The sequence below is a fragment of the Rhodanobacteraceae bacterium genome, assembly GCA_024234055.1.
Taxonomy (GTDB): domain Bacteria; phylum Pseudomonadota; class Gammaproteobacteria; order Xanthomonadales; family SZUA-5; genus JADKFD01.
Window position 1 is genome coordinate 175,370 of record JACKOW010000008.1, and the last position, 24,908, is coordinate 200,277.

Consider the following 24,908-nt stretch of genomic DNA (forward strand, 5'->3'; position numbering starts at 1 on the left):
GCCGAAGGATCGCTGCGATTCGTCCAATCCAGCTCGCGGACCGAGGCGCTCAGTTTCGACTCGCATCGGCGACATTCGAGATCAATCGGCGTCCGCGGAACATCAGCACCAGCGCCCAAAGAATCCCGCCGACTTCCGCCACCAGCGTGGAGGGAATCCACCAGGGACGTCGCAGGTGGTGTCGGGTGGCGATCGCACGCATGGGCCGGCCGAAGACGGTACGCAGCCAACCAGAGGGACGGTTGACCAGGGCAAAGTAGTACTCACCCACCGAATGGGCCGGAATAGCGGTTCGGAGATAATCTCCAAATACCCGGGTTCCGCCATCGCTGGCCTTCAGGTGGTGGATCAATGCTCCGGCCGCGTAGCGGATTCGGCCGCCGGCGCGCCGCCATCGCAAGGCAAAGTCAGCCTCGAAGCGGTAGGCGACTCGCACAAAATTCTCGTCGAAGCCACCCTGCGCAATCGCATCGTGGCGATTTACCGAGAAGTTTCCGCCCATGAACTCGTCCACCTCGCGAGACGACTCGGAGTTGAAGCCGAATCGGCTGGCATCGGCCGGATCCGCCTTGCCGCCGTGCCAGGGTTGCAGCACTCGACCAGCGACTATTCCTCCGGGCGACTCCTGGTGTGCCCGCAGATGTGCCGCTATCAACTCCGGATCGGGCCGAATGTCATCGTCCAGAAACAGCACCAGATCGTGTCGCGCCCGGACCAACCCTTGGTTCATTGCCTGGGGAATGCTGGGGATGGTCAACCGGACCCAAGTGATGGCGCCCGCGTCGGCCATGGTTCCGAGGGCAGATTCCGTCTCCGGATCATGTTGTTGCGTCTGATCCAGCAGGAGAATTTCCCCGGGCGGCACCGCCAACGACCGCAAGTAGCTGACGGTTTCAAGCAAGACACGCTCGCGGCGGTAGGTTGGAATGGCGACGGTCAAGGTCACCGACGGCGACGAGACGCATGACTTCGAGAGCGGGCTCATTCCCTAGATGCGCCCGGTCAGCAGCCAACGCCGATGCCGTAGCCCATTACGGGCCTGGCCGGGCCAGGTAAATCTGGGCAAGGCCAGCGGGTTGCAATCTCGATCGATGAGTTGCGCATCGACGGTAGCGATCTGCTGGAAGTACTTGCTGCAGGTCTCTTGATCACCCTCGACACGCGCATTGAAAGGGTAGGAAAAGCTGGTCGGCGCCTGCCCCAGCACGTCGCCAAGACGGGCAATGGACGTGCGAACGTCGGCCTCGAACTCTACGGCGCCGAGGGTCTCACGGTGGTAATGGCCATGACCATGGCTGCCGATCTCATGTCCCGCCTTTTTCGCCCTGCGCAATAGCTCGGGTGCCGGATACAGCGCGCGGGCCAGCGCTGCCTGGTCTTCCATTCGCGGTTCCAGAGTCAGCAGGAGCTCGTCGAGTTGCGCCGCCGGCACTTCCTGCAGCCATCGCCCCACCATGGTTCTGGGGTTCTCGCCCTCGGCCCCCACCCACCCACGCGCACGGGCGAAGCCGATGAGGTCCGAGCAGGAACCAGATTGGCTGGCATGCCAATAAAGCGCATGTTCGGCAACAAGTCGGCCGTCGCCGAGCATGGCGCTCGATTGAAATACCGTGGCCGGGATTCTGCGCGAGTCCAGGTAATGCAAACCGCGCTCGTAGCTGTCTCTGAAACCGTCGTCAAAGGTGATGGTCACCGCAAACTCGCGGCTCGAAGGGAAGTCTCCGCGGCGCAAGTCCGAGAAACTGAGAAAACGCGCGCCGATGTCTTCAAGGAACCGGATATCTCGCTGAAATTCCTCGGGTGTGATGGTTGGAGCCCCGCCCTCTGACAAGAACCCGTGTTCACCCGCGGGCGCAACTCGGTGATACAGAAGCGCCATGACCTTACCGAGTAGTCGCTGCTTCCAGAAACGCTGGGAGCCCGGAAGGAACAAGATGTCGAGCGCACGATTGCCCAAACGTCCGGCCAGTCGTCTCAAGGCCCACCCCCCACCAGACGAACTGCTGCATCGGCCTCGGCACGATGCGCCAGATACCGACGAACCAGTCCGCCCCGCAACATCCGATTCACCTGGTACCAATGCCATGGCTCGTAGACATAGCCCGTGCGCTTCAGGTACAGCTTTCCAGGTTCCCATTGCCTGATCCGCATGGCACGACCGCCCACCACCTCGGCGACCGAATCAACGAGCAGATCATTGCCGAGCCGAAAGGTGCGAACGTCAATATGATCGAACAGATCATCCGCATGCATCGGTACCTGAGCGGTGCGGATAAGTTCACCACTGTCGATACCCGGATCGATGTAGTGAACGGTGACACCCACCCACTCGGGATGTCCGTCACGCAGTGCATACAGATTGCAGTTGCCGCCGCGAGTGTACGGAGACAGGCCGGTGTGCAGGTTGATGATGCCGTGGGGAATTCCCGCTGCCAGATCCAGCATCGGCTTGCGCAGCAGGTTGGTGCCATTCACGCAGACAATATCGGGGCTATGCTCGCGGACAAAATCGACGGCGGCGGCATCGTTGATGTTGGCCACCTCAAGCACCGGGACACCTGTTGGATACGCTGGCGACTCGCCGTCTCGGTAGAACAGCTCTGCGAGCAGCGGAAAAGCCGCTCTGTGCGCGCCTCGCTGGTGAGCACGGGCCAGAACATGCCGAATCGCACGAATGGGATTGAGGTACCGCCTGAATCGTTGCATTAACGAACCACGCACGGCGGGATCGACAAGTTTGACGATGCCTGTCAGGTGATAGCGTTCGTGCAGCGCTCGAGCCAGATCACGTTGGAACAGGCCATCGCAGCAGAGGAGCAGCACACGGATATTCTTGTCAGCTGGTTCAGCCACCGAATCGTCCCAGGCTGGAGCGGATCAATTTGGCCCACGCCTTGGCCATGAATGGCCGTCGTCGCAGCGCCTGCAGGAAGTAAGCCCTCGCGGCGGGGTCGCCGCGACTGGCCAGACAGCTTCCCAGGAAGTAATCAATATCGGCCAAACCCTGCGTTGAGGGTCGTTCGTTGCTTGGACGCACGGCAGCGGCACGAGCCAATACACCCGCGTCCGACTGACCCGACGCACGAACACGCGTCGCCTCGGCAATGAGCTGACGCAAGGCCGCCTGCCGCGCGGTTTGCCGTGCGGTGATTGACCCTTGGGTAAAGCGCACTTCGTAGAGTTCATCAGCCAGGATGTGAATTTCGCCGAGCATTGCCATCCGCGTCCAAAGATCCAGATCCTGAGCGAAATAAAAGGCCTCTCGGTAACCGCCGGCCCGATCCAATGCACTGCGTCGGAACATCACACTTCCATGATGAGGCCCATAGAGTGTCGTTGGGTCTCCAGCTCTCAGAATTTCGCGCAGTTCCTCATGGGTGTTGCGTGGCCCGACGCGTTCCAGCAATTCGCCACGCGGCCCGACATGCCGGTAGGCGCTCGCTACCAGAACCACATCGGCGTGAACCTGCAACCACGCCGCGAGTGCGGCAAGTCGCCCCGGATACGACAGGTCTCCGCAGTCCTGACGAGCGATGAAAGGCGCGCGCGCCAGTGCACATCCCTTGATCAAGGATTTGGTGAGGCCCTGGTTCTGCTGGTGCACGACACGCAGGCGGGGCTCCGTTGCCGCCAGCCGGTCCAACAGCGGCGCCGTGCCATCGTTGGAACCATCGTCGATCACAATGAACTCGAAGTCGCAGCCCTGCTGATCGAGCACGCTCCGCATCGTCGGCTCAAGGTCGCTGCCGCCGTTGTACACGCCCATGAGTACCGACACATCCGGAGTACCGAACAGGCCTGACCGCTTCACCCCGGTATCGCTCATCCGAAGGCTGCGCTCGCCAATCGACCTGCTCGCGACCAACCGATGACGCTTGCCATCATTCGAAATAAAGACAGCTGCCAGCCCATCTCTACTGCGAGACGCTCCGCTGCGGCGAGCATTCGTTGCGCCTCAGGCTCCAGCCCAGCTACTGCAGCCAGCCGTGCTTCGAAGAAGAGCGTTCTCACAAAGCGCCTCATCTCATTCGAAGCGCGGGGCACTCCAACTCGTTGCGCTTGAGTCAGTACGCCGAGCAGCGCCTCACACCGCTCGCGATGTCGGTCCGAATTGCGGCGCCACGCGTGGCCCAGGTGTTCGCCGGAATCCGCGTGGCTCCGAAGCTCCACCAACGCCTCAGGAACATGGGTCAGCCTGACGCCGGTGGCACCAACGGTCGCATCGAACAGCCAATCTTCGCATTGGCGGAGCGTTGGCCAGCCGCCAGCCTGCTCCACGACGGAGCGTCGATACAGCACCGCATTCGTGTGCCACAAGCGCCCCTCCAACAGCGCGGGGAAGATAGTGTGGTGCGTCTCGCTTCCGCGGTGCCCGGTATCGGGGCCGACAATACCGTTCGAAGATCGGCGGACGCTGTCGCAATAGGCGATCCCAGCGGAAGGTGCTTTTTCCAGCGCGCGCATCAGCCGCGAGGTCTTTTGGGGGTGATAAACATCGTCACTGTCAAGAAACTGAAGGAACTCGCCCTGAGCGGCGGACACACCGCGTTGTCTCGCAGCACCGGGGCCTGCATTGGCCTGTCGCAAACCGACAACCGAACCCGGGTTCTCGGCGATGAGCGCTTCAGCGACGCTCCATGTCGCACCGCCATCTGTCGAACCGTCGTCCACGATGATGATCTCGAGAGACCGCCAGTCTTGTGCAAGCACGCTGGCCACAGCCTCGCGCAGGCGCAGCGGGCGGTTAAAGACCGGGATGACAGTGGAAACCAGCGGATGCTCTCCGACGGATCTCATTTCACCTCAGCCATCGCGCATCAAGCCGCGCTCGATGCCCGCATTGATGATGCATTGCCGAAAGCGATCGCCGTGTCCCCGCACCCACTGCGCGATCCCCCGAAGGATGTAAAACCAGGCTCGAAGTGTGCTGCCCGTTTGCTCGCTTCCAAAGCGTCGCTCAGCGATCCCCTTCTGAATCCCGTAGCGATAGAGGTAGCCGAGACGAAGGCGCTTCATATCCGTCATGTGATTCGCAACGGCTTTGCCGACGTAGACACCCAAGCCTCCGCAGCTGCGTATACGCTCCATATACTCGGATTCTTCACCGCGACCCACGACGCTACCCTTCACTCCCAAATCCAGACGAAATTCTCCGTTTGTGCGCATTGCATCACGCGACAGCGCAAAACTCGCGCCGTAGGGTAACGGCTCCTGCGCGGCGAATGTGCGCGTATCCGTACCCCGATCAAACCAGACCAGGAGTCCATCAAGGAGCGCTATCGGGGCGTCGCCGAGCCAAGCTGGGCGCTGGCTCGGCCACGCTGGCACGACACGACCACCCAGGAAGCCTGCCTCGGGGAAAGTTGCAATCGCATCTGCATAGGCATCAAGCCATGCCGAATCCACAGTGACATCGTCGTCGGTAAAGATCAGCCAATCACCCTCGAATTCCTGGAGGGCCCTGTTGCGCGCCGCAGAAAGGCCTTGCGTGGACTCGAACAGGTAGCGGATAGGCAGCCGCTGTTCGAATGATTGAACAATCTGCCTTGTATCGTCGCTGGAGTTATTATCGATCACCAACAATTCCCAGGCTTGCGGCGGTGGCATGGCCTTTTCAATCGACTCGAGCGTTAAGCGAAGGCTGGCCGAACGGTTATAGGTGCAAACAGCGACGGACAATCGACATTTGCTGTGCTTCATTTCTGCGAAATCGTGATCAAGTGCAGCAAATTCAACTGAGAAAGTCGCAAGGTCGGACTCGACTTGGATAGAAGGCCTCATACGCGATCGAGTCGTCCTCAACGGGCTCCTTTTCTACCATCGAACTAACCGACGCATACTCGGCAGTCGTGCGGTCACGCCGAAGAGCAATGCCATCGAGCGCGTCCGGCAGACTTCGGAAACAACCCGCATATACCCGGACTAGCTTTTCGGCACCGGTCCCGCGTCCCTCAGCAAACGGATTTGTTCTTCCTCGTTCACGTACTTCAAGCTCACACAGTTCATGCGCCATCTGCATAGCACCTTCCATCTCGTTCTTCGATTTCCGGAATAGCCGCCCGAACTGATCTCGTCGGACAACACGATCGCGGATCATCAATGTATTAAGACGATCACCCAGCCAAGGACCTTCCGCAGTGCCAGCAATTGGCTTGTTTCGACTCCATCGCAGCAACCAGGCGTTACGCAGCATCCAAAGATATCCGAACTCGGCCGGACATGTCCCGATTCCACCACCCTTTGCTCAAAGACAGTCCGGGACCCTAGAGCTCGACACCGAGTCCAATCTCCCTCCGAACGCCAAAACCTCCAGAGTCACGCTTCTTCTGTCTCAATGTGCTTGGTGTTCATGGCATCAGTGTACCACCAGCTTCCACCGCGAATCTAACGCCGCGTTAAGCGGCCGCGGCCGCAAGATTGGTTTGGGCGAAGAGCCAGATCCGCGGTCTGCTTGAATGCATGGTTAGAATTTGCGCAGCACAGTAACGGCCGAGCTCTTGCCCGTTCAATCCCACGCCAAGGCTCGAAATCTGATCATTTCAGCCTCGGATGTAATCGATAGCTCTTTTTCCCAAGGCAATCCCAGGAACTTCGACGAATCGATAGAGCACAAACGCGAACGCGGATGACGCCGCAAGTACGATCAGAAAGCTCATAAGAAAGCCCAAATTTCCGCGCATCTCCTCAAGACCCTCAGCTTCTCTAAACAAACCAATGACAAAGAAGTGCACTAGGTACAAGCTGAAACTGATCTTTCCCAGGAATGTACTCATTGGATTAACCATCAACCGAATGGGGTTCTGATTCAGCGACAGCACCAAGAGACAAAATCCAACTGAGAAGAGTAAACTCTGCGGCAACAGGTTTCCTGTAGTCTGAGCAGTGAGGGCGGACGCACAAACCAGAAGTGAGTACCCCATCGTCATGGCAGGCGACGATTGAGTGCCAGGACATTTGACGGCCAGTTGGAATGTCAAGATTCCAATTAAGAACACAGGGAGCTGAGTCAAGAAGAAAAACTCTAGAAACGCGCTCAGCAAATAACTGTTCGGCTCTAGGTAGCACTCATGCAACGCTCTCTTCAGGACGATTCGCAATAATGCAGCCAAAACAATTGAAACCAATAAAGCAAATGCGGTGCGGTGGATGGTCCTTAACATTAAGTACAGCCACGGCAGTGTGATGTAGAACATAACCTCCGCAGCGATCGACCAACCACCTGGAACAACTGCATTAATGGATTCAACATGCCAGCCATGCAAGAATGCAATTGTTAGCAACACTTGCCAGGTGTCGATGCCACTTGGCGCCCAATAGGACGGTCCGGTTCCCCAAACATATATATAGAACAAAATGGCCAGATAGAATGCTGGAGCGATGCGGAAAAACCTTCTCACGAAGAATTCCAACATCCATTTCTTTGAAATATTCCGACGCGACTCCAATGACATCATTAGCGTGAATGCACTTACAACAAAAAATAACTGCACCCCAAACTTTCCAGCCTGCGCGATGGCACCAATTAGGAACGAGTCGGGGGGAATCCACTGCCCAATATGCACCATTATTACGCCAATGATCGCAAAGCCTCTAAGCGCATCAATATAGTCAAACTTACTAATCTCCTCCACAGCGCCCGGTTCTTGCATTTTGTACTCTAGCAGGAAAGATGGGATAATTTTAGCATTACCCAAGGCGGGGAATTGAACTGCAATCTCGAATCGTTCAGCGGCCTTCTAGGACACTTGCCTTTATCAAGTCGGGCTAACGAGTCGACCTCCAAATTCTGGCCACAGGTAGACGTCAGTTGTGAGGTACTAAACACAGGCAATGCGTCACGTCTGAGGCGCGATGGACTATCGAGTCAGCACAATCTAGCGAGAATTTTGTTTGTCAATCAATCGTTTCTGCGAAAAAGATCATCAGAAGGTCGCTCCGAAGGAAGCAACTATGACGTGATAGGCAATAGGACGTCATGACACAGGCCTCTGCTCTGCCCGGCCCCACGCTCGCCCATGAGGGCACACGCCATGGTGAGCCGCGCAGGCCATGAAGGCGGATCAGGCGAAGAGAAGGTTCGGGCGTCGCACTGAGCACTCTTCAAGCGGCGACCTTGCGCACTGGCCTCTAGCGGGTGGCGGTCTTTTTCAATCGCCACCGTTGATGTCGGATAGGTTGCTGCTCAGCCCTTGCAGGATGCGGTGAAGAACGAACCGCATCGACTGTTGTTACAAGCCTTGCTCTCCTGAATAAACTTGATCCTCGTTCGGCGACGAACCCCAGTCGATTCCATACCAGCCCTTGGCGACATATCTGTGAAAGGTCGAATACTGCCAATAGCGAACGCCTGCCACGCAGCCATGTTTTACCGGCTTGTAGTGAATGTAGTCGATGTGCGCGGCCAGATCAACCTCGTCGCGAATTTGGTGCTTCCAAAATCGCCGTTGCCAGATACCGCGCTCGCCACGCCACACCCGGCTCTCACGTAGAAATTCTCCAGTCGGTATCACGCGCGAAAATCGCAACTTGATCTGGCCCAATCGCAGGCCAAGACTCTTGTCGCCCGGTGGCAGCGTCCATATGGCGTACCAATGCCCCGGCAGCACCACCTTCGCATCAATCCGAAACGGCCAAGTCGCTTTAACCTGGCGTATCGAATTCCGCAGATGATCAATGCGATCATTCAGCAGCGAATTCGCCCTCCGCAGCAACAAGTTACCTGATTAACGTCGAACCTCAGCCGTGGGTCTCGTGATCTGAGACGAGCGGCGGCGATGGTAGGCCCACAACCGAACCGGAGGTGGGTCATGGCGATGAATCGAGTGCAGTTCCAGGCGGGCATGTCGTTGCCGGCGTTCATGGCGAAGCTTGGAACAGAAGCGCAGTGCAGGTCCGCGCTCTTTCGTACTCGCTGACCGGACGGATTTCGCTGCCCGGCGTGCGAAAGTGCTGTGTACTCGACCTTCAGGCGAGAGCGCCAGACGTACTACCAGTGCTCTGGCTGTCGGCATCAAACCACGTTGCTCGCCGGCGCCCTTTTTGAGGCGACCAAGTTGCCGCTGACTATCTGGTACTTGGCCCTCCATCTGCTGTCCAGCGCGAAGACGAACCTGTCGGCGCTTGAGCTCAAGCGGCAACTGGTTGTCTGTTACCGAACTGCTTGGCGCTTGAAGCACAAGGTGATGCACGCCATGACTGATCGGGAAGAATCGAGGAAACTCAATGGCTTGGTGCAGATCGATGACGCTTACCTGAGCGGCGAACGCAACGGCGGCAAGGTCGGCCGTGGCCCCGAGAACAAGCAAGCGTTCCTTGTCGCGGTCGAGACTGGTGACGATCTGGAACGCCCCAGATATGCCGTCATCGAGCCGTTCCGTCGCTTTGACAATGCTTCTATCAATGACTGGGCGAAGCGACAATTGCTCCCGGATGCCGAGGTTTACACTGACGGATTGTTCGCTTTTCGTCGCTTTATCGACGCCGGTCATGCGCAAACCGTCCTCGAAACTGGCGGCGGGCGCGCAGCGACCGAAGCGCAAGGGGCGCGATCGGTCAACATCGTGCTGTCCAACGTGAAGCGCTCGATCAGTGGGGTCTACCATTCAATTCGCCAGGCCAAGTACGCTCGTCGCTACCTCGGTGAGGCCGCATATCGCTTCAACCGCAGATTCCACCTCAGAGAAATCCTCCCGCGGCTCGTTCATGCGATGATCAACTGCAAGCTAAACCCGGACTCCCGGCTACGGCTAACGTCGAATTTCGTCAACTGAGGTTCGACGCTAATCAGGTGCTCGCAAGCGCTTGTGCAAGCAATCGTTCTCGATTGAAGGTACACAGGGCAAGCGACAGCATCAGATGGCCACCGACTGCGAGAGGGTCTGGTACAACTCGCGGTACCGCTGCGGTGCCTGAATGTACTCAACGGCGCACCGCAACGCATTGGTCCGCATGATTTCGCGACGTCCGGCGATCTCTGCCGCTGCCGCTGCGAACTCCTTGGCCGAGCCGACCATACGACCGCAGTCGTACCGCTCCAGGAACTCAAAGCTTGGTTGTCGACTCGCGATCACAGGCACGCCCATCGCAAGGAACATGCACAGTCGATTGGAACTGATGCCCATGTTCTGAAACTGGGGGGCGGGGTTGTGATAAATCGCAACCCCCATATCGAAGGCGGCGGCGCTCGCCCATGCCTCTTGCCATGACAGCCGCGTCGGCTCAATGTACATTCCCTTTCGGCAAGTAACGCGCTCGAGGAGGATCTTCTCGAACTCGCTGGCATTGACGGTTTGCAGAACCAGAAAGAGCCCCGCATCGGCATGAACCGTATCGAGGATCCAGTCAGCACCACCGGTCTCATTGAATCCACCCGATACGCCGATCACAGCCGCACCGGAAGGCACTCCCCATGCGGCTCTGAGACTATCTCGGTCAGCGGGTGCTGGGACTTGGTGAAAACATCCGGGGTAAACGCCAATTTGCCCATTCCGATGCGCATAGTCGCGCAGGAGGGCTACCCGGGATTGATCGTTGACCACTGCATGATACGCGCTGCGGATGGCCCAACGCGCCATTCGCTTCCAGACCTCGGGTGCATTCCCGCGGTAGGTACCCGATTTGATTTCATCTACGCTCGCACAGAACGGGCGTCTGGACCACTTTGCAAGAACGCCCGCAACAACCAACGCATCCTCTGCCGACGCGGAATAATGCACATAGCCCCTCCAACGTGAAGACGGCAGTGCTCGCAAGAGCCAGCTTCTGCTGTACTGCGCATCGAAAATTCGAACAGTGTCACCATAGACACTGTCTGCCTGTGATGCGCCTGGCGCAAATATGTCGACACAAAGACCCATTTCCGTCAATGCCGCAACTATGGCGGCATTCGGCGGCGACCCGATGATGTCCCGATTCTGAACAAAGTGGGCTGCACGCTGGAGGTCTTTCACGATTCCATCTCCGCTATCATAAACATCTGGGTTCCCGCAATGACGGCGACGGATCGGGCAGTATCAGTTGTCCGCAGTCATAATCTGAAAGAAAATTCCGCGTGTAATCCGCCAGGTAGGCCAGCGGGAACCCCTGTCCGCGCTTTCCGGTGGTTAACCTGGAATCCGGACTGACGTCTAAAAGCGACCGGTCATACCAGTTGTGATAGTGCGTCACGACGCCATCCAGGGAATAGAAGTTTCCAAGTCCGTAACGCAGATTCGAAAGCTCTGGGTCCCATACTGGCGGCGCCCAATCCGGTACATAGGACGGAGTTGAAACTGTCGGGGAAATCAGTACCGACATTTGCTGCCAGGAATAGCCTCGCGACTTCAGATGCATCGGCAGCCTGTGTGTAACATGCTCACCGTTGAAGTCGAGGCTTCGCTCGGGAAAAGGAACACCAAGTCGTCGAGGCCAACGCCATTCACGAAGTTTCATCAGCGCATCGCGGCGAAACAGCATGAACGAGCTCTCGGGCATTCCCCGCCCGAATGGTCGAGTCAGGGGGCCGCAACCTATGTCCTCAGGCGACACCAGCGCGCAGTCTCCAACCAGTTTGCCGGCGCAGACGGAATACCATTGTGGGCTGAGAAGAACTACGTCAGAGTGCATCAACAAAACATGCTCAGATCGTGCTTCAGCAGCCAATACATTGAGAGCATCCGGCTGCGTGCAGCGGCGCACGATAACTCTCGCACCAAGCTCCTGGGCGATCGATGCCGAGCGGTCGTCCGAGGCGTTGTCAAGCACACAGACGTCGAGCGAAAGACCGCAAGTATTCTTGAAGATCGCCGGAATCGAGCGCTGGAGAAAAGTTGCGCTGTTCCAACTCGTCACGCCAACGAACAAATCTACAGCTTTCCTCATTATGTATGGCGCCCTCTGCTGGATGAGTCCCTTTCAATCTGACGGCCAATCGCCAGCACATCCAGTGCCTCCTGCACACCTGACACTGCATGCGGCCATTCCCCGCCGGGTTCCCTGTGAGTGAACTTCCTCCCCACCAGTCGCCGAACTGTCTCGGCCCGCACCGGGCCAAGCCAGCGGTCGAGTCGACCAGAGCGAGCGATCGGGGCCGACTCGCCTGGAGATCCGAGCCGCGGTAAGGCCTCAACGGCACAAAGCGCCTCGGCCCACGCGCTAACAGAAGTCGCCCTCGAGTAGCGCAACATGACCATCTGCATTGCGGCGCGCCCGATTCGACAGCGCAAGCCGTCATCACGCAACCGAGACAGCTGCCTGGCACCTGCGTCAGCATCGGTGCCATCAAACACCAACGCTGTTTCTTCGTCGACCAACGCACCTTCGAGACGTCTTCCGACGTAATCTGAAGTGACAATGGCAAGTCCATGACTGGCCGCTTCCCAAGCGACAATTGGCCCCGTCTCCCAACTTGACGTCAACAAGAGCACATCCGATTTTGCGTAAACGCGATCGGAAAGTTCCGTTGCGGACAACGCACCTAGATAGCGAAAACTCCCGCGGGGGCATGCATGCTCCATGGCCGCTAGAAAGCTTTCGCGATCTGGGCCATCCCCAGCCACTACCAACTCGAATGCAACACCCAAGCGACGCAAGGCCTCGGCAATCCTGGGTAGAACAGAAATCCGCTTTTGTGATTCTTCCAGTCGCCCTACCCACGCAACCGTCAATGCCCCGGGATGAACCGTGGCCTGTCGCTGGCCCAAATCACTGTCAAGCTCAACCCCGTAGGGCGCGTACAAAACACGCGTCGACTCATACCCTGACAGCGCGGGAATCAGCTGACAACTCAGACGATTGGTCGCGATAACGCTGTCGAGCACATCCGCGTTGGCCCGGACCTCGGCAAAAAGATCGCTTTCGATCGCATGCAAGGTCATAACCGCGCGCCCTTCGAAACTCGACACCTGTCGCAGCTGCCGGACAGCACCGTACAAGTCACCCACGTTCACACCGCAGACAATGTCAGGGCGTCGGCGCCTCAACTCTGTTGCCAGCGCATTGCGACGCCCCTGCGCACTGCCGGTTGCATTCGCTACTGGAAAACCGTCAAGCGCCGGGTACGATCGCAGATACCGCGCAACATCGTGAAATCTGCCCGAAACAAGACCAACCTCAATGGAAAATCCCAAATCACGCAGACCCTGGACCAGATAATCGAGCCAGACTGCTACGCCCCCGAGCGGGTAGGCCGATGGTGCCAGGAAAAGAACGGAAATGGGATTAGAGAATCTCATCTTTTCAGGCTAAAATATGAAATGATGTTCCAGGCATCCACGATTGAGAAGAGCAATCGATTTAGGGCGACAGTTCGTCAAGAAAAACCAAGGTCGTGTATTGCCGAGCGAAGGCGATCCAGATCTACTTCAAAATCCTCCCACTGATACTTCCAGCCATGATCGACCGCAAAATCGGTGCCGACGCCAGGCACCAGCCGATGCTGGAGTTTGCACTTCCGGCTAAGGTCCAGCCAACAGGGGAATATGTAGCGTGGCGCGGACAACTCGATCAACGGCGTACCGGGCGAACAAAACACGGCGTTGCTCAACCCTGCACCGTGCGGGCCACACACCGCTTCCGCCGAAGCGAAGATCTCGACCTGCTCGGACCAAGACAGCCTCGACGGATTGATCGCTTCAAAGCCGGCGGGCACAAGAATGTCAAGAACGGCTTGTTCATTCAGGACTCGCCGGCCACGCGCCCCCTCACGCGACACGTAGATCCTGCGGGGCGGCCCGGCCGGTACCCCAAACTGACTCCTGAGCATATCAACCACTGGCTGCGGGATGCCGGAGAACGCATCCCAGTGTCGGAGCGCGAGACCTTGCAGGAATCGTAGGTGAGACCGTTGCGTCGCGCTTAGAACCCGCATCCCATCGCCAAGAACGTAGTTCACAATGCTTCGCTGAAATTCCTGCGACTGATCAATATAGAAGACATCACCGGCATTGGATGCCCTTTCAGCAAGCAAGAGCTTTGGAACAACCTCGAAAAGCCAGTGGAAATAATTCGCTTGATAACGATGGGTCAGCAACCAGCAGCGACGCGGCTCTTCCGTCCATACTGGTCTGAAGTAGCCCGTCTCCCGCCCGTCCAGCGGCTGATCGAGTTGCTCCATCGCTACTCGCCGCCCGAACTCATCAGTGATCAACCCGCTATTTGTCGCGTAGCCACGACCAATGACTGTAAACTGCGGCGCCCAGTCGGGCTTGGCATCAATAAGAATCTTTCTCTGAATTTCACGCGAGTATTCATCGAGCCAACGGCCACAGATCGGATCAAAACCAGACGATGTCGAGGTACGCTCCGTTGAAAAGCCAATCCAGGTAGACGCCTCAATACTCCCGGTAGACAAGGCGAGCGCTTCTAGGATCCGGCGCGAAGCGTAGCTACCGAGCGGCGACCAAAGGCTCCCCAGGTTCGCAGCAACGTTATATATTATTCTGCCGAGCGATCGCCGAATGTCGCTAATGCAAAGTCTCCTGAGAAAATCCAATTATCCTCTATACACGCACAACCTACTGAGCGACATATATCGCAGATTGTTTGCGATCGAACTAATTCACATCGAAAAGGATCGGGAGAATCAATTCAGAAATCTGCGAGGGGTAGATCCCGGAATCCTCGACACCACTTAAGCTGATCCTATCTGGCAAGTGAACTCAATTTCTAATCTCTGCAGATGTTGTGAACCGCCGAGCAAAAACCTTAGCAAACTTCTGAATTACTGAATACGCGACGGGAAACCTTAACCTCAGTCGCCACCTGCGAGTCTTTCTCGAAACCGAACCAAGGAACTTTCTTTCCTTTACCGAAAGATCATTCAGAATCTCCCATGCGCGACCATCTCCGAAGTTTTCCGCTCTACTCGCCATATACCAGGTGAACTCACGAAGTCCATCAAATATTTCCGCTCGCCGTGGGCCTTCCGTTTCGTCGCAGAGGTGAGTAAGCATCGCGCAAAAACCGCTTGCAAAACGAATGTAATCAGTCGTAAGCGTTGCACCAGCAGTATGTAATCTGTACACGCTAGTTTCGGCCCCCAAGAGTGTCAGTCCACCCCAAGCTGCCGAGCCGATGGAGAAATACCAGTCGAACATGGGAAGATCTTGGAGCCACTCTGGCAGCAAACGGAAACGGTCACCCCTGACCATCAGAGAGGCCGTAGGGATCATATCTCGCATAGTCGCAAGATGCGCAATTGATATTTCCCCTTCCGAAACATTCGGGATTCTCTCGCTTAACCAATTAATATCTTCGCGCCGCAACGGTGGTTCAATCAAGACTTGAGCAAAGGTAGCGCATCCGCAAACATGAGGGAACTCCTCAAGAAATGTACTTTGCATTTCAAGCTTATTGGTCCCAAGCCAGTAATCGTCCCCTTCCAGGAGCGCGATATACTTGCCTCGAGTTGCAGCCATCAATCGACGTGCATTGAGTTGCATCCCCAAACGAACGTCGGACTCTAGTACCAGCGTGGGGAATTGAGCGTCCACGGCAAATTTTCTTGCGATACTTAATGTCGAGTCGTCCGATGCATCAACGGCGATAATCACTTCGACCGGCGCACGTACTTCCTGCGCGTAGACGGATTCCAACGCACGCGCCAGGAACTTTTCGTGATTGAATGTCAAAACCGCCACCGATATCAGTGGCACTTCATAACCTGGAGAAACGTCCGTCAAGTGACTCTCTTTGGCCAAAACAACGATTGGGCGTGACGTCATATTGCGAGTTGTTTATGCTGAAGGAATTTAATTGCGACTCGACCCTCATCGCCACCGCGGTAACACTGAGGCGGACCAACGAACCTGCCTAGGTGAAAAGAACACCGACGGGGTACAAATTGCGCCAAATATTGCTGAGTTCTGAGGCAAGGGGCCGCTGGCGTCGACCCTTGCACTGGCTCGGTCGCCTAAACAGCCATATTGGTAAATTGCGGATTGCTCATAGTATCGTGTGTGCGCCTTGCTAGGCTTCTCAAACGAACGTGCTTATTCCTCCGGCTCCAGCGCCACAGTGACATAAATCCGCTTCCCGGACAGCTCATCTAAAAACCAAGCATTTTTGTATCCCGGAAAAGTCGTCGATCTTAACAGCGAAAGGAAGTCCCGAAACTGTCCGAACCGATTAAGATCTAGACGCAATATCTCATCGAAATCTCGCTTCCGAAACATATTTCCGTCGCCGGACATGGGAAACGCGTCGTAATTCCCCCGCAGAATTTGCAGCAAGTTTTCACCGAGCCACCCTATTTCAGCATCAAGGACTCGCGCGTAGGCGCTGCCCGAGGTATCCCATGCGTACAATGGCAGCTCGCGTCTAAAGATTATATCGCCGTGATCTAACCGCCTGTCTATTCGGTGAACAGTAAATCCCAGCGGAAGCTCCTTTAGGATAGCCCAGACTTGGGGAAACCAACCTCGAGTCTCTGGATTGAGCCCGGGATGTATATTAATGCACTCAACTGCATCGTGAAGACCCTCCGGGAATATCTGCTTACAGTGCGCAGAAATCACCAACTCATAGCGCTTCAGTATTGAATCCAAATCATTCTTGACTGAAACTACAGGCAATTCGAACCGAGCGAGTAGCGCAGAGTGGGAGTTGGGAGACTTGGCTACTTTGATAGTTCCTTCCAAATCATTTACTGTTATTATCCGCTCGATCGCATCAGCAATCCTTGGGTTATCCGTTAATACAAGCGTTCGCCGCAACTTTGATTCTGAGGTCATCCTGCGATCTCTCGGATAATTTCAATAATCCGTACGAGATGTCCGGTTACGGTTGGCCCAGTGGGCAACACTATCACCCGCGAAGACACTTCTTCGGTAATCGGCAGAACCAATCCTGCGTGCGGATATAGGTCTCGATATGGCTTCATTCGATGGCATCCAGGCCAAAAGTACTTCCGCGCGAGGATATTGTTTTTATGTAGCTCATCTACGATCTCGTCACGCGTGGATCTACACTCAGGCCCAACTTCGATTATTATGTACTGGAAGTTGTTGAGCTCTGATTCATCATATGACATCAAACGGAGCCCCGGAATTCCCGCCAAGCCCTCTCGATAATATTTATAATTTTGAAAGTTTGCGGTGATTACGTCTTCGATGCTGTCAAGATTCACCAGACCCATTGCGGCACATGCCTCTACCATCTTGCCGTTGGTCCCTGGATGGATAACATTGTCGAATCCGGCGAAGCCGAAATTTCGCATCAAACGCATGGTTTCAGCAAGCGCATCGTCGTCTGTGACCACCGCGCCACCTTCAAAAGTGTTGAAAAACTTGGTCGCGTGAAAACTCAGGACCTCTGCTCGACCAAATCCGCCGACCTTTCTTCCCTTGTATGAGCAGCCGAAGGCATGAGCGGCATCGAACATCAAGGCGAGCCGATATTGGTCCGCGATCTCCTCGAGAGCCTCGATGGGTGCGCCACGTCCCCAAAGATGTACGCCGATCACGCCGGTAGTCCTCGGCGTGATCATGCGCCGAACAGATTCAGGATCTAGGTTGTGTGTATTGGGATCGATGTCGGCAAAGACGGGAGTAATGCCTTGCCAATGCAGTGCGTGCGCCGTGGCAATGAACGTATAGGAAGGCACGATGACTTCCCCTTGAAGTCCAAGCGCGCGGATTGCGATTTCGAGAGCAATCGTGCCGTTGCACATGGCGACGCAGTTTCGCACCCCTAAATATTCGGCCACTCTTGCTTCGAAGGACTGGACGAGGGGTCCGTTATTGCTGAGCCAGCGACGGTCGAACATTTCTCCGACTAGTCTGATGAACGTCTCGCGATCGCCAATGTTGGGACGACCCACGTGGACTGTTTCGTGAGGCTCTTGGGTTATCGCCGGCTTGGGATTTCGTTTCAGTTCGTCGCTCACGGGACCTTACGCTCGGAAAGATACTGGGTCATCCACATTAGGCGAGGGCGCACAGCGCCTGGCAGGCGCCCGAACCACGCTAGCTCGGGTTCCGCGACCTCACTAACTTCGAATACAAGCGCTTCCGCAAGTGAATACATCACTCTCGCTTGGTCGTGCACCGCGAGTAATTCGATGGAGTGTTGCCCCGAATTCACGAGTCGAGGCGGGACTTCAACACGAGCGCGGTATAGACCGATGGGGTGTGGCTTGCCAAGCCATTCATGATCTGTAATGGGGACGGCATTGAATACCATAGCATCATCCTGGTTTCGCACGTGAAGGCTCAGATTCAACCGCGCCTGATCCGAGAGATTCCAGTAGTCAATAACAATATCGAAGCCGGACACAACGGTCGGGCCTGCTTCGCCTAATCCATTAGGCAATTGTACAGCGATCCGAGCAAGTCTAAAGTGCTCATTTCCGGGCGACAAATTGGGATCTGTCCACACTCGTTCGCAACCGTGCACGCGCGCGCTATCCCGGTAGGCCTGAACCACCTCGTCGACGTTGCCCGACTTGGTTAAAGCCCCACCATTCAATAGGATGCAGCGGGAACACAATGACGTAACTGCGCTCATATTGTGACTGACAAACAAAACAGTACGACCATGGCCGGCGGCGTCCTTCATCTTCCCTAGACACTTGCGCTGAAACCCGAGGTCGCCAACCGCGAGGACCTCATCAACAATAAGTAATTCTGGTTCTAAATGCGCTGCAACTGCGAAGGCCAACCTCACTGTCATACCGCTCGAGTAGCGCTTTGCCGGTGTGTCTATGAATCGGCCCATTTCAGCAAAATCGATGATTTCGTCGAGCTTTTGCGTAATCTCCGCACGCTTCATCCCTAAGATTGCGCCGTTCAAGTAGATGTTTTCACGACCCGTTAGTTCCGGGTGGAAACCCGTTCCTACCTCTAGCAAGCTTCCCACGCGTCCGCGGATCACGGCCCGCCCTGATGTAGGCGCTGTAATCCTTGAGAGAATCTTGAGCAGAGTGCTCTTACCCGCCCCGTTGCGTCCGATGACCCCGAGGACTTCGCCCTCCTGTACCTGAAAGCTGACGTCCCGTAGCGCCCACAAGTGTTCCCCTTCGCGGTTGCCGTGGTCATGCTCGCCGATCTTGAGCAGCGGATCGGGACGGCCTCTGGCCTTTGCCCACCAACGCGAGAGGTCCTCGCGCAAGGTGCCCCCGCCAATCATTCCAAGTCTGTAGAACTTCGAGAGGTTTTCGACTTCTATGACGACGCGAGTACTCATGCCCTTGCTCCGTCGTATCCGGTCGGCGCCTCAAGATCTATTGATTGCGGGGTGATCTGCTTCTGACGTTGAAAATTACTATTTGCGGCAGAGTCGCCGAGCAATTCACACGCATTGTTGCTTCGCATTTCCATTACACCGTATCCATGAAGGTTCGTTCGACACGGTTGAAAAGCGCGACGCCCAGAAGCAGTGTCAATAGAATCGTTGCTCCACTTAGCAAGAGTGCGAACGGATCGTACGTTCCCGCACCAAGAATTCCGTGGCGGAAGGTCTCGACGATCGGAGCCATTGGGTTGACCATGGCCCAAGTCTGCCAATCGGGTGACAGGGTCGATACCGGATAGACAATCGGGGTGACGTACATGTAGAGCTGAACGCCAAAGGTCAGAACCACAGCCAGGTCACGGTACCTGGTGGTCAGCGCCGAGATTATGACTCCGAGCGCCAGACTGAATGAGGCCATCATCAGTACGAGCAAGGGGAACAGCAGGATGGTTGGCTGGAACTCGATGGGAGCACCGCGCAACCAATACCAACCGATGAAGGCGAGAAAAAACGCCATCTGGATGGCGAAACCGATCAGCTTCGAGATCAGGTTCGAGACTGGCACCACCAACCGCGGGAAATACACCTTGCCGAAAATACTGGCGTTTCCGATGAAGGTGTTTGCAGTTGTGGTCAGCACGCCGGAGAAGTAGGCCCAGAGTGTGGTGCCCGCCATGTAGAACAGAAACGGTGGTACGCCATCCGTGGAGATCTTGGCAATGGTCCCGAAGACCAGTGTGAAGATGATGGTGGTGAACAGCGGTTGAATCACATGCCAGGCCGGCCCGAGCATCGTTTGCTTGTACTGCGCAACGAAATCTCGACGGACAAGCAGGTAGATCAGATCGCGGTAATCCCACAACTCACCCAGCCTCATGCTGAACAGGGACCTTGGCGGTTCGAGTATGGTTATGCGTTCGCTGCCGTGGGTCATTGCGTTACTTCATCCACGCGAACAATTCGGGGTTTGCGCCCACCCAGTCAATCAGATTGTGGACGCCATCGGTCACGCCAATCTCCGGCGCCCACCCGAACCCGGCTTTGGCGGCCGCAATGTCGCAGACAAAAACCGGCTGATCGCCTGGGCGTGGTTCGTCGTACGCACGGGGGACGGGCTTTCCAGTCACCTTTTCCAAATGCGCCAGTAGTTCAAGCAGGCTCATCGTATTGGTGGGGCCACCGCCGATGTTGAAGGCTCGGCCTGAAACCTGATCGCGAGCGGCATATGCCATTTCATAGGCGCGTACCAGATCTCGCACATCGAGGACATCCCGGATCTGCTTGCCGTCGCCGTAGATGGTCAGTTGTTTGCCCAGCGTTGCTGCGATGGCAAACCATGCTACCCAGCCCTGATCCTCAATGCCCAGCTGGCGCTCGCCATAGATGCAGCTCTGGCGGAAGGTCACCGTCTTGAGGCCATAGATTCGTGCGTAGTCGATGGTGTACTGGTCGGCAACGCCTTTGGAACATCCGTAAGGGGAGTAGAAATCCAGCTGTTCGGTTTCAGCAACCCCATTGGGATGATCGGCGTATTCGTAGCGACCGTTGCGCTCGACTACGCCCAGATGCGCCAACTTTCCGTACACCTTGTTTGTTGAGGCGTTGATGACGAAGGTCTGCGGCGAATTCAGCCTGATGGCCTCAAGCACATTGAAGGTCCCGAGTGCGTTGATTTCGAAGTCCTCTCGGGGGTTGACCACCGAGGTTGTCACAGCGACTTGAGCCGCAAGGTGGATCAACAGGTCGGGCTGGTGCTTGCGGACGACCTCGGCGATCGCCGCTGCATCCCGGATGTCACAGCGCTCGAAGGCTACCGCTGTCTGGGATTGCAACCATGCAAGATTGTCGGCAGTTCCTCGTCGACTCAGGTTGTCAGCGATAACGACTTGCCACCCCTGGCGGGCGAAGTGCAATGACGCATTGACGCCGATGAATCCGGCGCCGCCGGTGATGAGTACAGTGCTCACGCGCACAGGCTCCTGATTTGATTGGGGAAGGTCTGATTGAGGGCGCCCATCAAGATCTTTTCGGCGCTACCGATGCTGTAATGCGATTCGATGGTCCTTCGCGCTGCGATGCCCATGGATAGACGAGACGCGCGGTCCTTGATGACACGGCGAAGGGCTTCCGCCAAGTCGCGGGCGTTGACTTCGACCAGCCATCCGTTGTGCCCGTCGCTTATGAAATCTTCGGGACCACCACAGCGTGTGCTGATGACCGGCACACCGCATGCCATGGCTTCCAGGGCAGCGATGCATAGGCCCTCCTGATGCGAGGGAACAGCGAACACATCGAGTTCAGCCAGAATCTCGGGCAACTGTTCTGGTGCGACATAAGGGAGCAGCTTCACCCGCGCGTCCAGGCCACGAGCTGCGATCCAGGCCTCCAATGGTGTGCCCGGCCGATGGCCAATCAAGACCAACTCGCTCTCGGGGCAGGAGTGCGCAAGATCCACCATGGAATCCAGCAGTAGTGCCACGTTCTTGCGCGGGTCGTCCAGGCGACCGGAAAAGCCAATTCGCCCTGCCGTGGTGAAGCCGGCCTTGGGTTTGAAGATTCTTGTATCGATCGGGGCAGGCAGAACTTCGCGCACCACCTTGCGGCCTGCAATTCGATTGAGTTCGCCCTCAGTATGTTTGCTCAGTGCAAGCACGTGCGCACGATGGATCACACGGCGTTCTTGCGCGCGCAAGACATGGACGTTAAGTCCCTGATCCAGCATGCGCCGGTACCAAGGAAAGGTGCCAACACGATCACATCGGTCGCCTTCCAGATCCGTTGCCAGCCAGGCAACGAAGGGCTTTCCCAGGCTGGCGAGCGCGGCGCCGGCGATGGCCGTTCCGGAAATCACCAGATGCATGGGAAATCCGGCGATAAGCTCGCGCCACTGGGCACTGGGTCGGTAGTGGGTAAACTCGAGTTCCGGAAGCCAAGCGCCTACGGCCGTCGCTTTTGTGCCACCAATGCCCTCCTCCCGCCGCGAACTCACCGCTCTCCTGACCAGTGCCTGGACGGGCACCGAAAGCTCGGGGCTCTGGCTGTAGGGTTCATAGTAGGCCAGGTGAGGATCCCAGCCATTGCGGCGTAACGCATCAATGGCGAAGCGCAACATGGCCGGCACACCGCCCTGGCGTGCCGCGATGGTGGTAATCAGGATTGACTTGCTCTGTGTTGTCATGCGGCAGAGGGCATGGCGGCCGCGTTCTGCTGGAGGATCTGTCTGGCCCAGGTGCGCGCCCAAGGCTCGCGATGCATTGGCCCTGTGGATCTGATCCACGACCCAACAGGTGTCTCGAACCCGGTCTTGGGTCTGGTCATGATGGCCTGGGGGAGCGGCAGCGAGGGCGCGAGAGCGAGTGCTGATTTTGCCAGGCCAGGCACGGCCGCCGGCATTCTCGGCGCAATGCGTCGAGCCAGTTCGCTATCCACGAGCGGCACCCGCATTTCGATCGAGTGCGCCATGCTGGCCCAATCGCTGTCGCGGAGCAGTTGATTGCGCATGTAGGCGGCCGTCTCAAGCACCGACACTCGGGCGTGGTCGCTTGCGGGATCTGGGTTCAACAGAGATTCCAGCAACTTCAAGGATTCGATGATGGCATCGGGATCCTGCGGCAACCAACTCGGCCTTTCGGCATCGATCTCCCACGGCATGAACAAGCCCCGGCGCAGGAAATAGGCGCCTGACCAGGTTCCGCCATAGCGCAGCAACCCCTGCGCCTTGGGGTGATTGGCCAGTCTTCCAATCAGTCGACCGGCGTACTCGCCCAATCGTGGGGCATGCTTTGCCCAGGCCAGCCAGGTTGTCCAGCGGGGTAGATCGCGAAATGAGGGATAGCCGCCGAACAATTCGTCGCCACCCAGGCCCGAGAGCGCGACTTTCCAGCCCAGTTCCTTGGCGGCTTTGGCGACAAACCACGTGTTGATCCCGTCGATGCTGGGTTGGTCCATGGCTGCGAGGATGCTCGGCAAGTCGCTCTCGAACTCGCTACGATCGACCCTACGGATGTGATGCTTGGACTGATAGCGCAGCGCCAGTTCGACTGCCAACGGTGTCTCGTCGCGGGCGCTGCCGGCAAATTCCGAGAAGCCCAGGGTGACTGATTCCGGCCGCGCGCCTGCATCTTTCGCCAGCCCCAGAACAGCCGCGGAATCGATACCCGCGGATAGAAAGACTCCGACAGGCACATCGGCAATCAGATGATGGCGCACGCTGTCCAGAACCGCCGCCCTCACTTCTTCGGCGCTCGCCCTGTTTGCCTGAGCGGCGTAAGTCGCGTTCAAGTCGAAATGGGCAACGGGCGCTGATACGCCTTTCGCAGCACTGACCGTCATCCAGCAACCGGCCGGCAGGGCCCTTACGGCCTCGTAGGCGGTGCGGGGTTCCGGCACGCTCCCCCACAGCAAGAACTGTGTCCAGGCACGGCTATCCGGCCGCGCACTGATCACGCCCGTATCCACCAGGGCGCGACATTGCGAGGCGAACCAGAACTGGCCGTCCTGCTCGGCGTAATAAAGTGGCTTGATGCCGAAAGGATCACGCGCCAGCGTGAGTTCCCGCTTGCGTGCATCCCAGATCGCAAAGGCATACATGCCGCGCAGGTACTGGAACATGGCGGTTCCGTGTCGTGCATACAGCTTCAACAGGACTTCGGTGTCGGAGTCCGAAGCGAAGCGCTCGCCTTGGGCCTCAAGATCGCGGCGCAAGGCTTGATAGTTGTAGATCTCGCCGTTGAACGTGATCGACAGATCGCCCTGGTGCATGGGTTGAGCACCGCGCGCGGAGAGGTCGATGATGGAGAGGCGGCGGTGGGCCAATCCCACGCGACCCTCGTTGGAAATCCAGGTTCCTGCACCGTCTGGGCCGCGGGTGCGCAGGTGGTCGCGTACGCGGGTGAGCTGAACGCCATCGACTCGAGCTGCGCAATCGATCAACAAGAGTTGGCCTGCAATTCCACACATCAGGGCGTCGCGCCGATGGACGCTTCGTCGGCCTTTCTCACGTGTCGTTTTGCGACGATCAACATTGATTTCGCCAACGGCGGTATTCGCCCTATTCGCTGGATACGGATGTCAACAAACCCTGCCTCTTTCAGCAGCGAAGTGATTGTCTTCGCGGACCAAAATTTGATGTGCCCGCCGTCCCAAAGCGGGGAAAAGTGGAAATCGAATTTTCCTGCCAATGCCAAGGCCAGGTTTTTCCAATAACCATGATAAGGAGTCGAGATTACGACGATTCCACCGGGCTTAGTCGCTGAGTAAAGATTTGCTGCGTAGACGCGTGGCGAGAAGCAGTGTTCGACCACCTCAAGACTGACGATTGCGTCGAACTGCCCATACTCGCCAGCCAAGTCGTCGTAGGCGGATCGCTGCGCGAATCTGACGTCCGGAAACGCCTCTTCTGCGAGCGCGATTCCTGACTCAGACGGATCGATACCCACAAGTTGGTATCCACGCTTGGCAAGCATCCCAGCGGTAGCACCGGACCCACAACCGACATCCAGAATGGAGTCGCCTGGTTTGAGTCGGTCGGTCAACACCTTCAGCAAGGGTCGCCACAAGTAGTTGTTGGACCAGCTTGGCCCAGCGCTGGTGTATCGGTACCTAGACGTAACCTCGCTCATCGGCTATCTCTGGCGGGTCATCTTGGTGGCGAGCGCCCGAGTGCGCACCTGCGGTTCGCATTGCCGGTCTGTAGTTCT

General features: G+C 57.1%; 21 protein-coding genes and 1 pseudogene. 1 reads left to right on the top strand and 21 read right to left on the bottom strand.

Going from position 1 to position 24,908, the window contains the following annotated elements; genetic code table 11:
- Positions 1-49 precede the first annotated feature (49 nt).
- From H7A19_14430 to H7A19_14465, 8 genes are all read right to left on the bottom strand, one after another.
- Positions 50-985: a glycosyltransferase family 2 protein gene (locus H7A19_14430; protein MCP5476025.1), complete on the bottom strand. Its 936-nt coding sequence runs from the start codon at positions 983-985 to the stop codon at positions 50-52.
- 3 nt (positions 986-988) lie between these two features.
- Positions 989-1,693: a polysaccharide deacetylase family protein gene (locus H7A19_14435; GenBank protein ID MCP5476026.1), complete on the bottom strand. Its 705-nt coding sequence runs from the start codon at positions 1,691-1,693 to the stop codon at positions 989-991.
- A 281-nt stretch (positions 1,694-1,974) separates the two neighbouring features.
- Complete coding sequence (locus H7A19_14440; GenBank protein MCP5476027.1) at positions 1,975-2,853, bottom strand: hypothetical protein; 879 nt, start codon at positions 2,851-2,853, stop codon at positions 1,975-1,977.
- Positions 2,846-3,826: a glycosyltransferase family 2 protein gene (locus tag H7A19_14445; protein MCP5476028.1), complete on the bottom strand. Its 981-nt coding sequence runs from the start codon at positions 3,824-3,826 to the stop codon at positions 2,846-2,848. Before H7A19_14445 ends, H7A19_14440 begins: the two co-directional genes overlap by 8 nt.
- On the bottom strand, positions 3,823-4,797 hold the full coding sequence (locus H7A19_14450) for a glycosyltransferase family 2 protein (GenBank protein MCP5476029.1): 975 nt from the start codon (positions 4,795-4,797) through the stop codon (positions 3,823-3,825). Before H7A19_14450 ends, H7A19_14445 begins: the two co-directional genes overlap by 4 nt.
- Positions 4,798-4,803: 6 nt before the next feature.
- Positions 4,804-5,700 (bottom strand): glycosyltransferase family 2 protein, encoded by an 897-nt coding sequence (locus H7A19_14455; protein ID MCP5476030.1) that lies wholly within the window; start codon positions 5,698-5,700, stop codon positions 4,804-4,806.
- A gap of 839 nt (positions 5,701-6,539) precedes the next feature.
- A complete protein-coding gene (locus H7A19_14460) occupies positions 6,540-7,649 on the bottom strand; it encodes an acyltransferase (protein ID MCP5476031.1) in 1,110 nt (369 codons plus the stop codon).
- Positions 7,650-8,228: 579 nt separating this feature from the next.
- Positions 8,229-8,714 carry a transposase gene (locus H7A19_14465; GenBank protein MCP5476032.1) on the bottom strand — a complete coding sequence of 162 codons (486 nt, stop codon included), beginning with the start codon at positions 8,712-8,714 and terminating at the stop codon, positions 8,229-8,231.
- 93 nt (positions 8,715-8,807) lie between these two features.
- Between H7A19_14465 and H7A19_14470 the strand changes: the two are divergent.
- Positions 8,808-9,770, top strand: a pseudogene (locus H7A19_14470) (IS1595 family transposase).
- 81 nt (positions 9,771-9,851) lie between these two features.
- Here H7A19_14470 and H7A19_14475 read toward each other — a convergent pair.
- The 13 genes from H7A19_14475 to H7A19_14535 form a co-directional block, all read right to left on the bottom strand.
- A complete protein-coding gene (locus H7A19_14475) occupies positions 9,852-10,949 on the bottom strand; it encodes a hypothetical protein (protein ID MCP5476033.1) in 1,098 nt (365 codons plus the stop codon).
- A gap of 16 nt (positions 10,950-10,965) precedes the next feature.
- Positions 10,966-11,841 (bottom strand): glycosyltransferase, encoded by an 876-nt coding sequence (locus H7A19_14480; GenBank protein ID MCP5476034.1) that lies wholly within the window; start codon positions 11,839-11,841, stop codon positions 10,966-10,968.
- A gap of 17 nt (positions 11,842-11,858) precedes the next feature.
- Positions 11,859-13,211 carry a glycosyltransferase family 4 protein gene (locus H7A19_14485; protein MCP5476035.1) on the bottom strand — a complete coding sequence of 451 codons (1,353 nt, stop codon included), beginning with the start codon at positions 13,209-13,211 and terminating at the stop codon, positions 11,859-11,861.
- Positions 13,212-13,288: 77 nt separating this feature from the next.
- Positions 13,289-14,329 carry a glycosyltransferase family 61 protein gene (locus tag H7A19_14490; GenBank protein ID MCP5476036.1) on the bottom strand — a complete coding sequence of 347 codons (1,041 nt, stop codon included), beginning with the start codon at positions 14,327-14,329 and terminating at the stop codon, positions 13,289-13,291.
- A gap of 307 nt (positions 14,330-14,636) precedes the next feature.
- The gene (locus H7A19_14495) at positions 14,637-15,659 is read right to left on the bottom strand and encodes a glycosyltransferase (protein ID MCP5476037.1); all 1,023 of its coding nucleotides are present in this window, start codon (positions 15,657-15,659) and stop codon (positions 14,637-14,639) included.
- 309 nt (positions 15,660-15,968) lie between these two features.
- Complete coding sequence (locus H7A19_14500; GenBank protein ID MCP5476038.1) at positions 15,969-16,709, bottom strand: hypothetical protein; 741 nt, start codon at positions 16,707-16,709, stop codon at positions 15,969-15,971.
- Entirely contained in the window at positions 16,706-17,743 is a 1,038-nt protein-coding gene (locus tag H7A19_14505; GenBank protein ID MCP5476039.1) for an aminotransferase class I/II-fold pyridoxal phosphate-dependent enzyme, read from the bottom strand. Before H7A19_14505 ends, H7A19_14500 begins: the two co-directional genes overlap by 4 nt.
- Positions 17,744-17,859: 116 nt before the next feature.
- Positions 17,860-19,161 carry an ATP-binding cassette domain-containing protein gene (locus H7A19_14510; protein MCP5476040.1) on the bottom strand — a complete coding sequence of 434 codons (1,302 nt, stop codon included), beginning with the start codon at positions 19,159-19,161 and terminating at the stop codon, positions 17,860-17,862.
- Positions 19,162-19,294: 133 nt separating this feature from the next.
- Positions 19,295-20,143: an ABC transporter permease gene (locus H7A19_14515; protein ID MCP5476041.1), complete on the bottom strand. Its 849-nt coding sequence runs from the start codon at positions 20,141-20,143 to the stop codon at positions 19,295-19,297.
- Between the two features lie 4 nt (positions 20,144-20,147).
- Entirely contained in the window at positions 20,148-21,176 is a 1,029-nt protein-coding gene (locus H7A19_14520) for an SDR family NAD(P)-dependent oxidoreductase (GenBank protein MCP5476042.1), read from the bottom strand.
- On the bottom strand, positions 21,173-22,450 hold the full coding sequence (locus tag H7A19_14525) for a glycosyltransferase family 4 protein (GenBank protein MCP5476043.1): 1,278 nt from the start codon (positions 22,448-22,450) through the stop codon (positions 21,173-21,175). The genes H7A19_14520 and H7A19_14525 overlap by 4 nt, the downstream gene beginning before the upstream one ends.
- A complete protein-coding gene (gene asnB / locus H7A19_14530; GenBank protein MCP5476044.1) occupies positions 22,384-24,168 on the bottom strand; it encodes an asparagine synthase (glutamine-hydrolyzing) in 1,785 nt (594 codons plus the stop codon). The genes H7A19_14525 and asnB overlap by 67 nt, the downstream gene beginning before the upstream one ends.
- Positions 24,168-24,830 (bottom strand): class I SAM-dependent methyltransferase, encoded by a 663-nt coding sequence (locus tag H7A19_14535; GenBank protein ID MCP5476045.1) that lies wholly within the window; start codon positions 24,828-24,830, stop codon positions 24,168-24,170. The genes asnB and H7A19_14535 overlap by 1 nt, the downstream gene beginning before the upstream one ends.
- Positions 24,831-24,908: the final 78 nt, after the last annotated feature.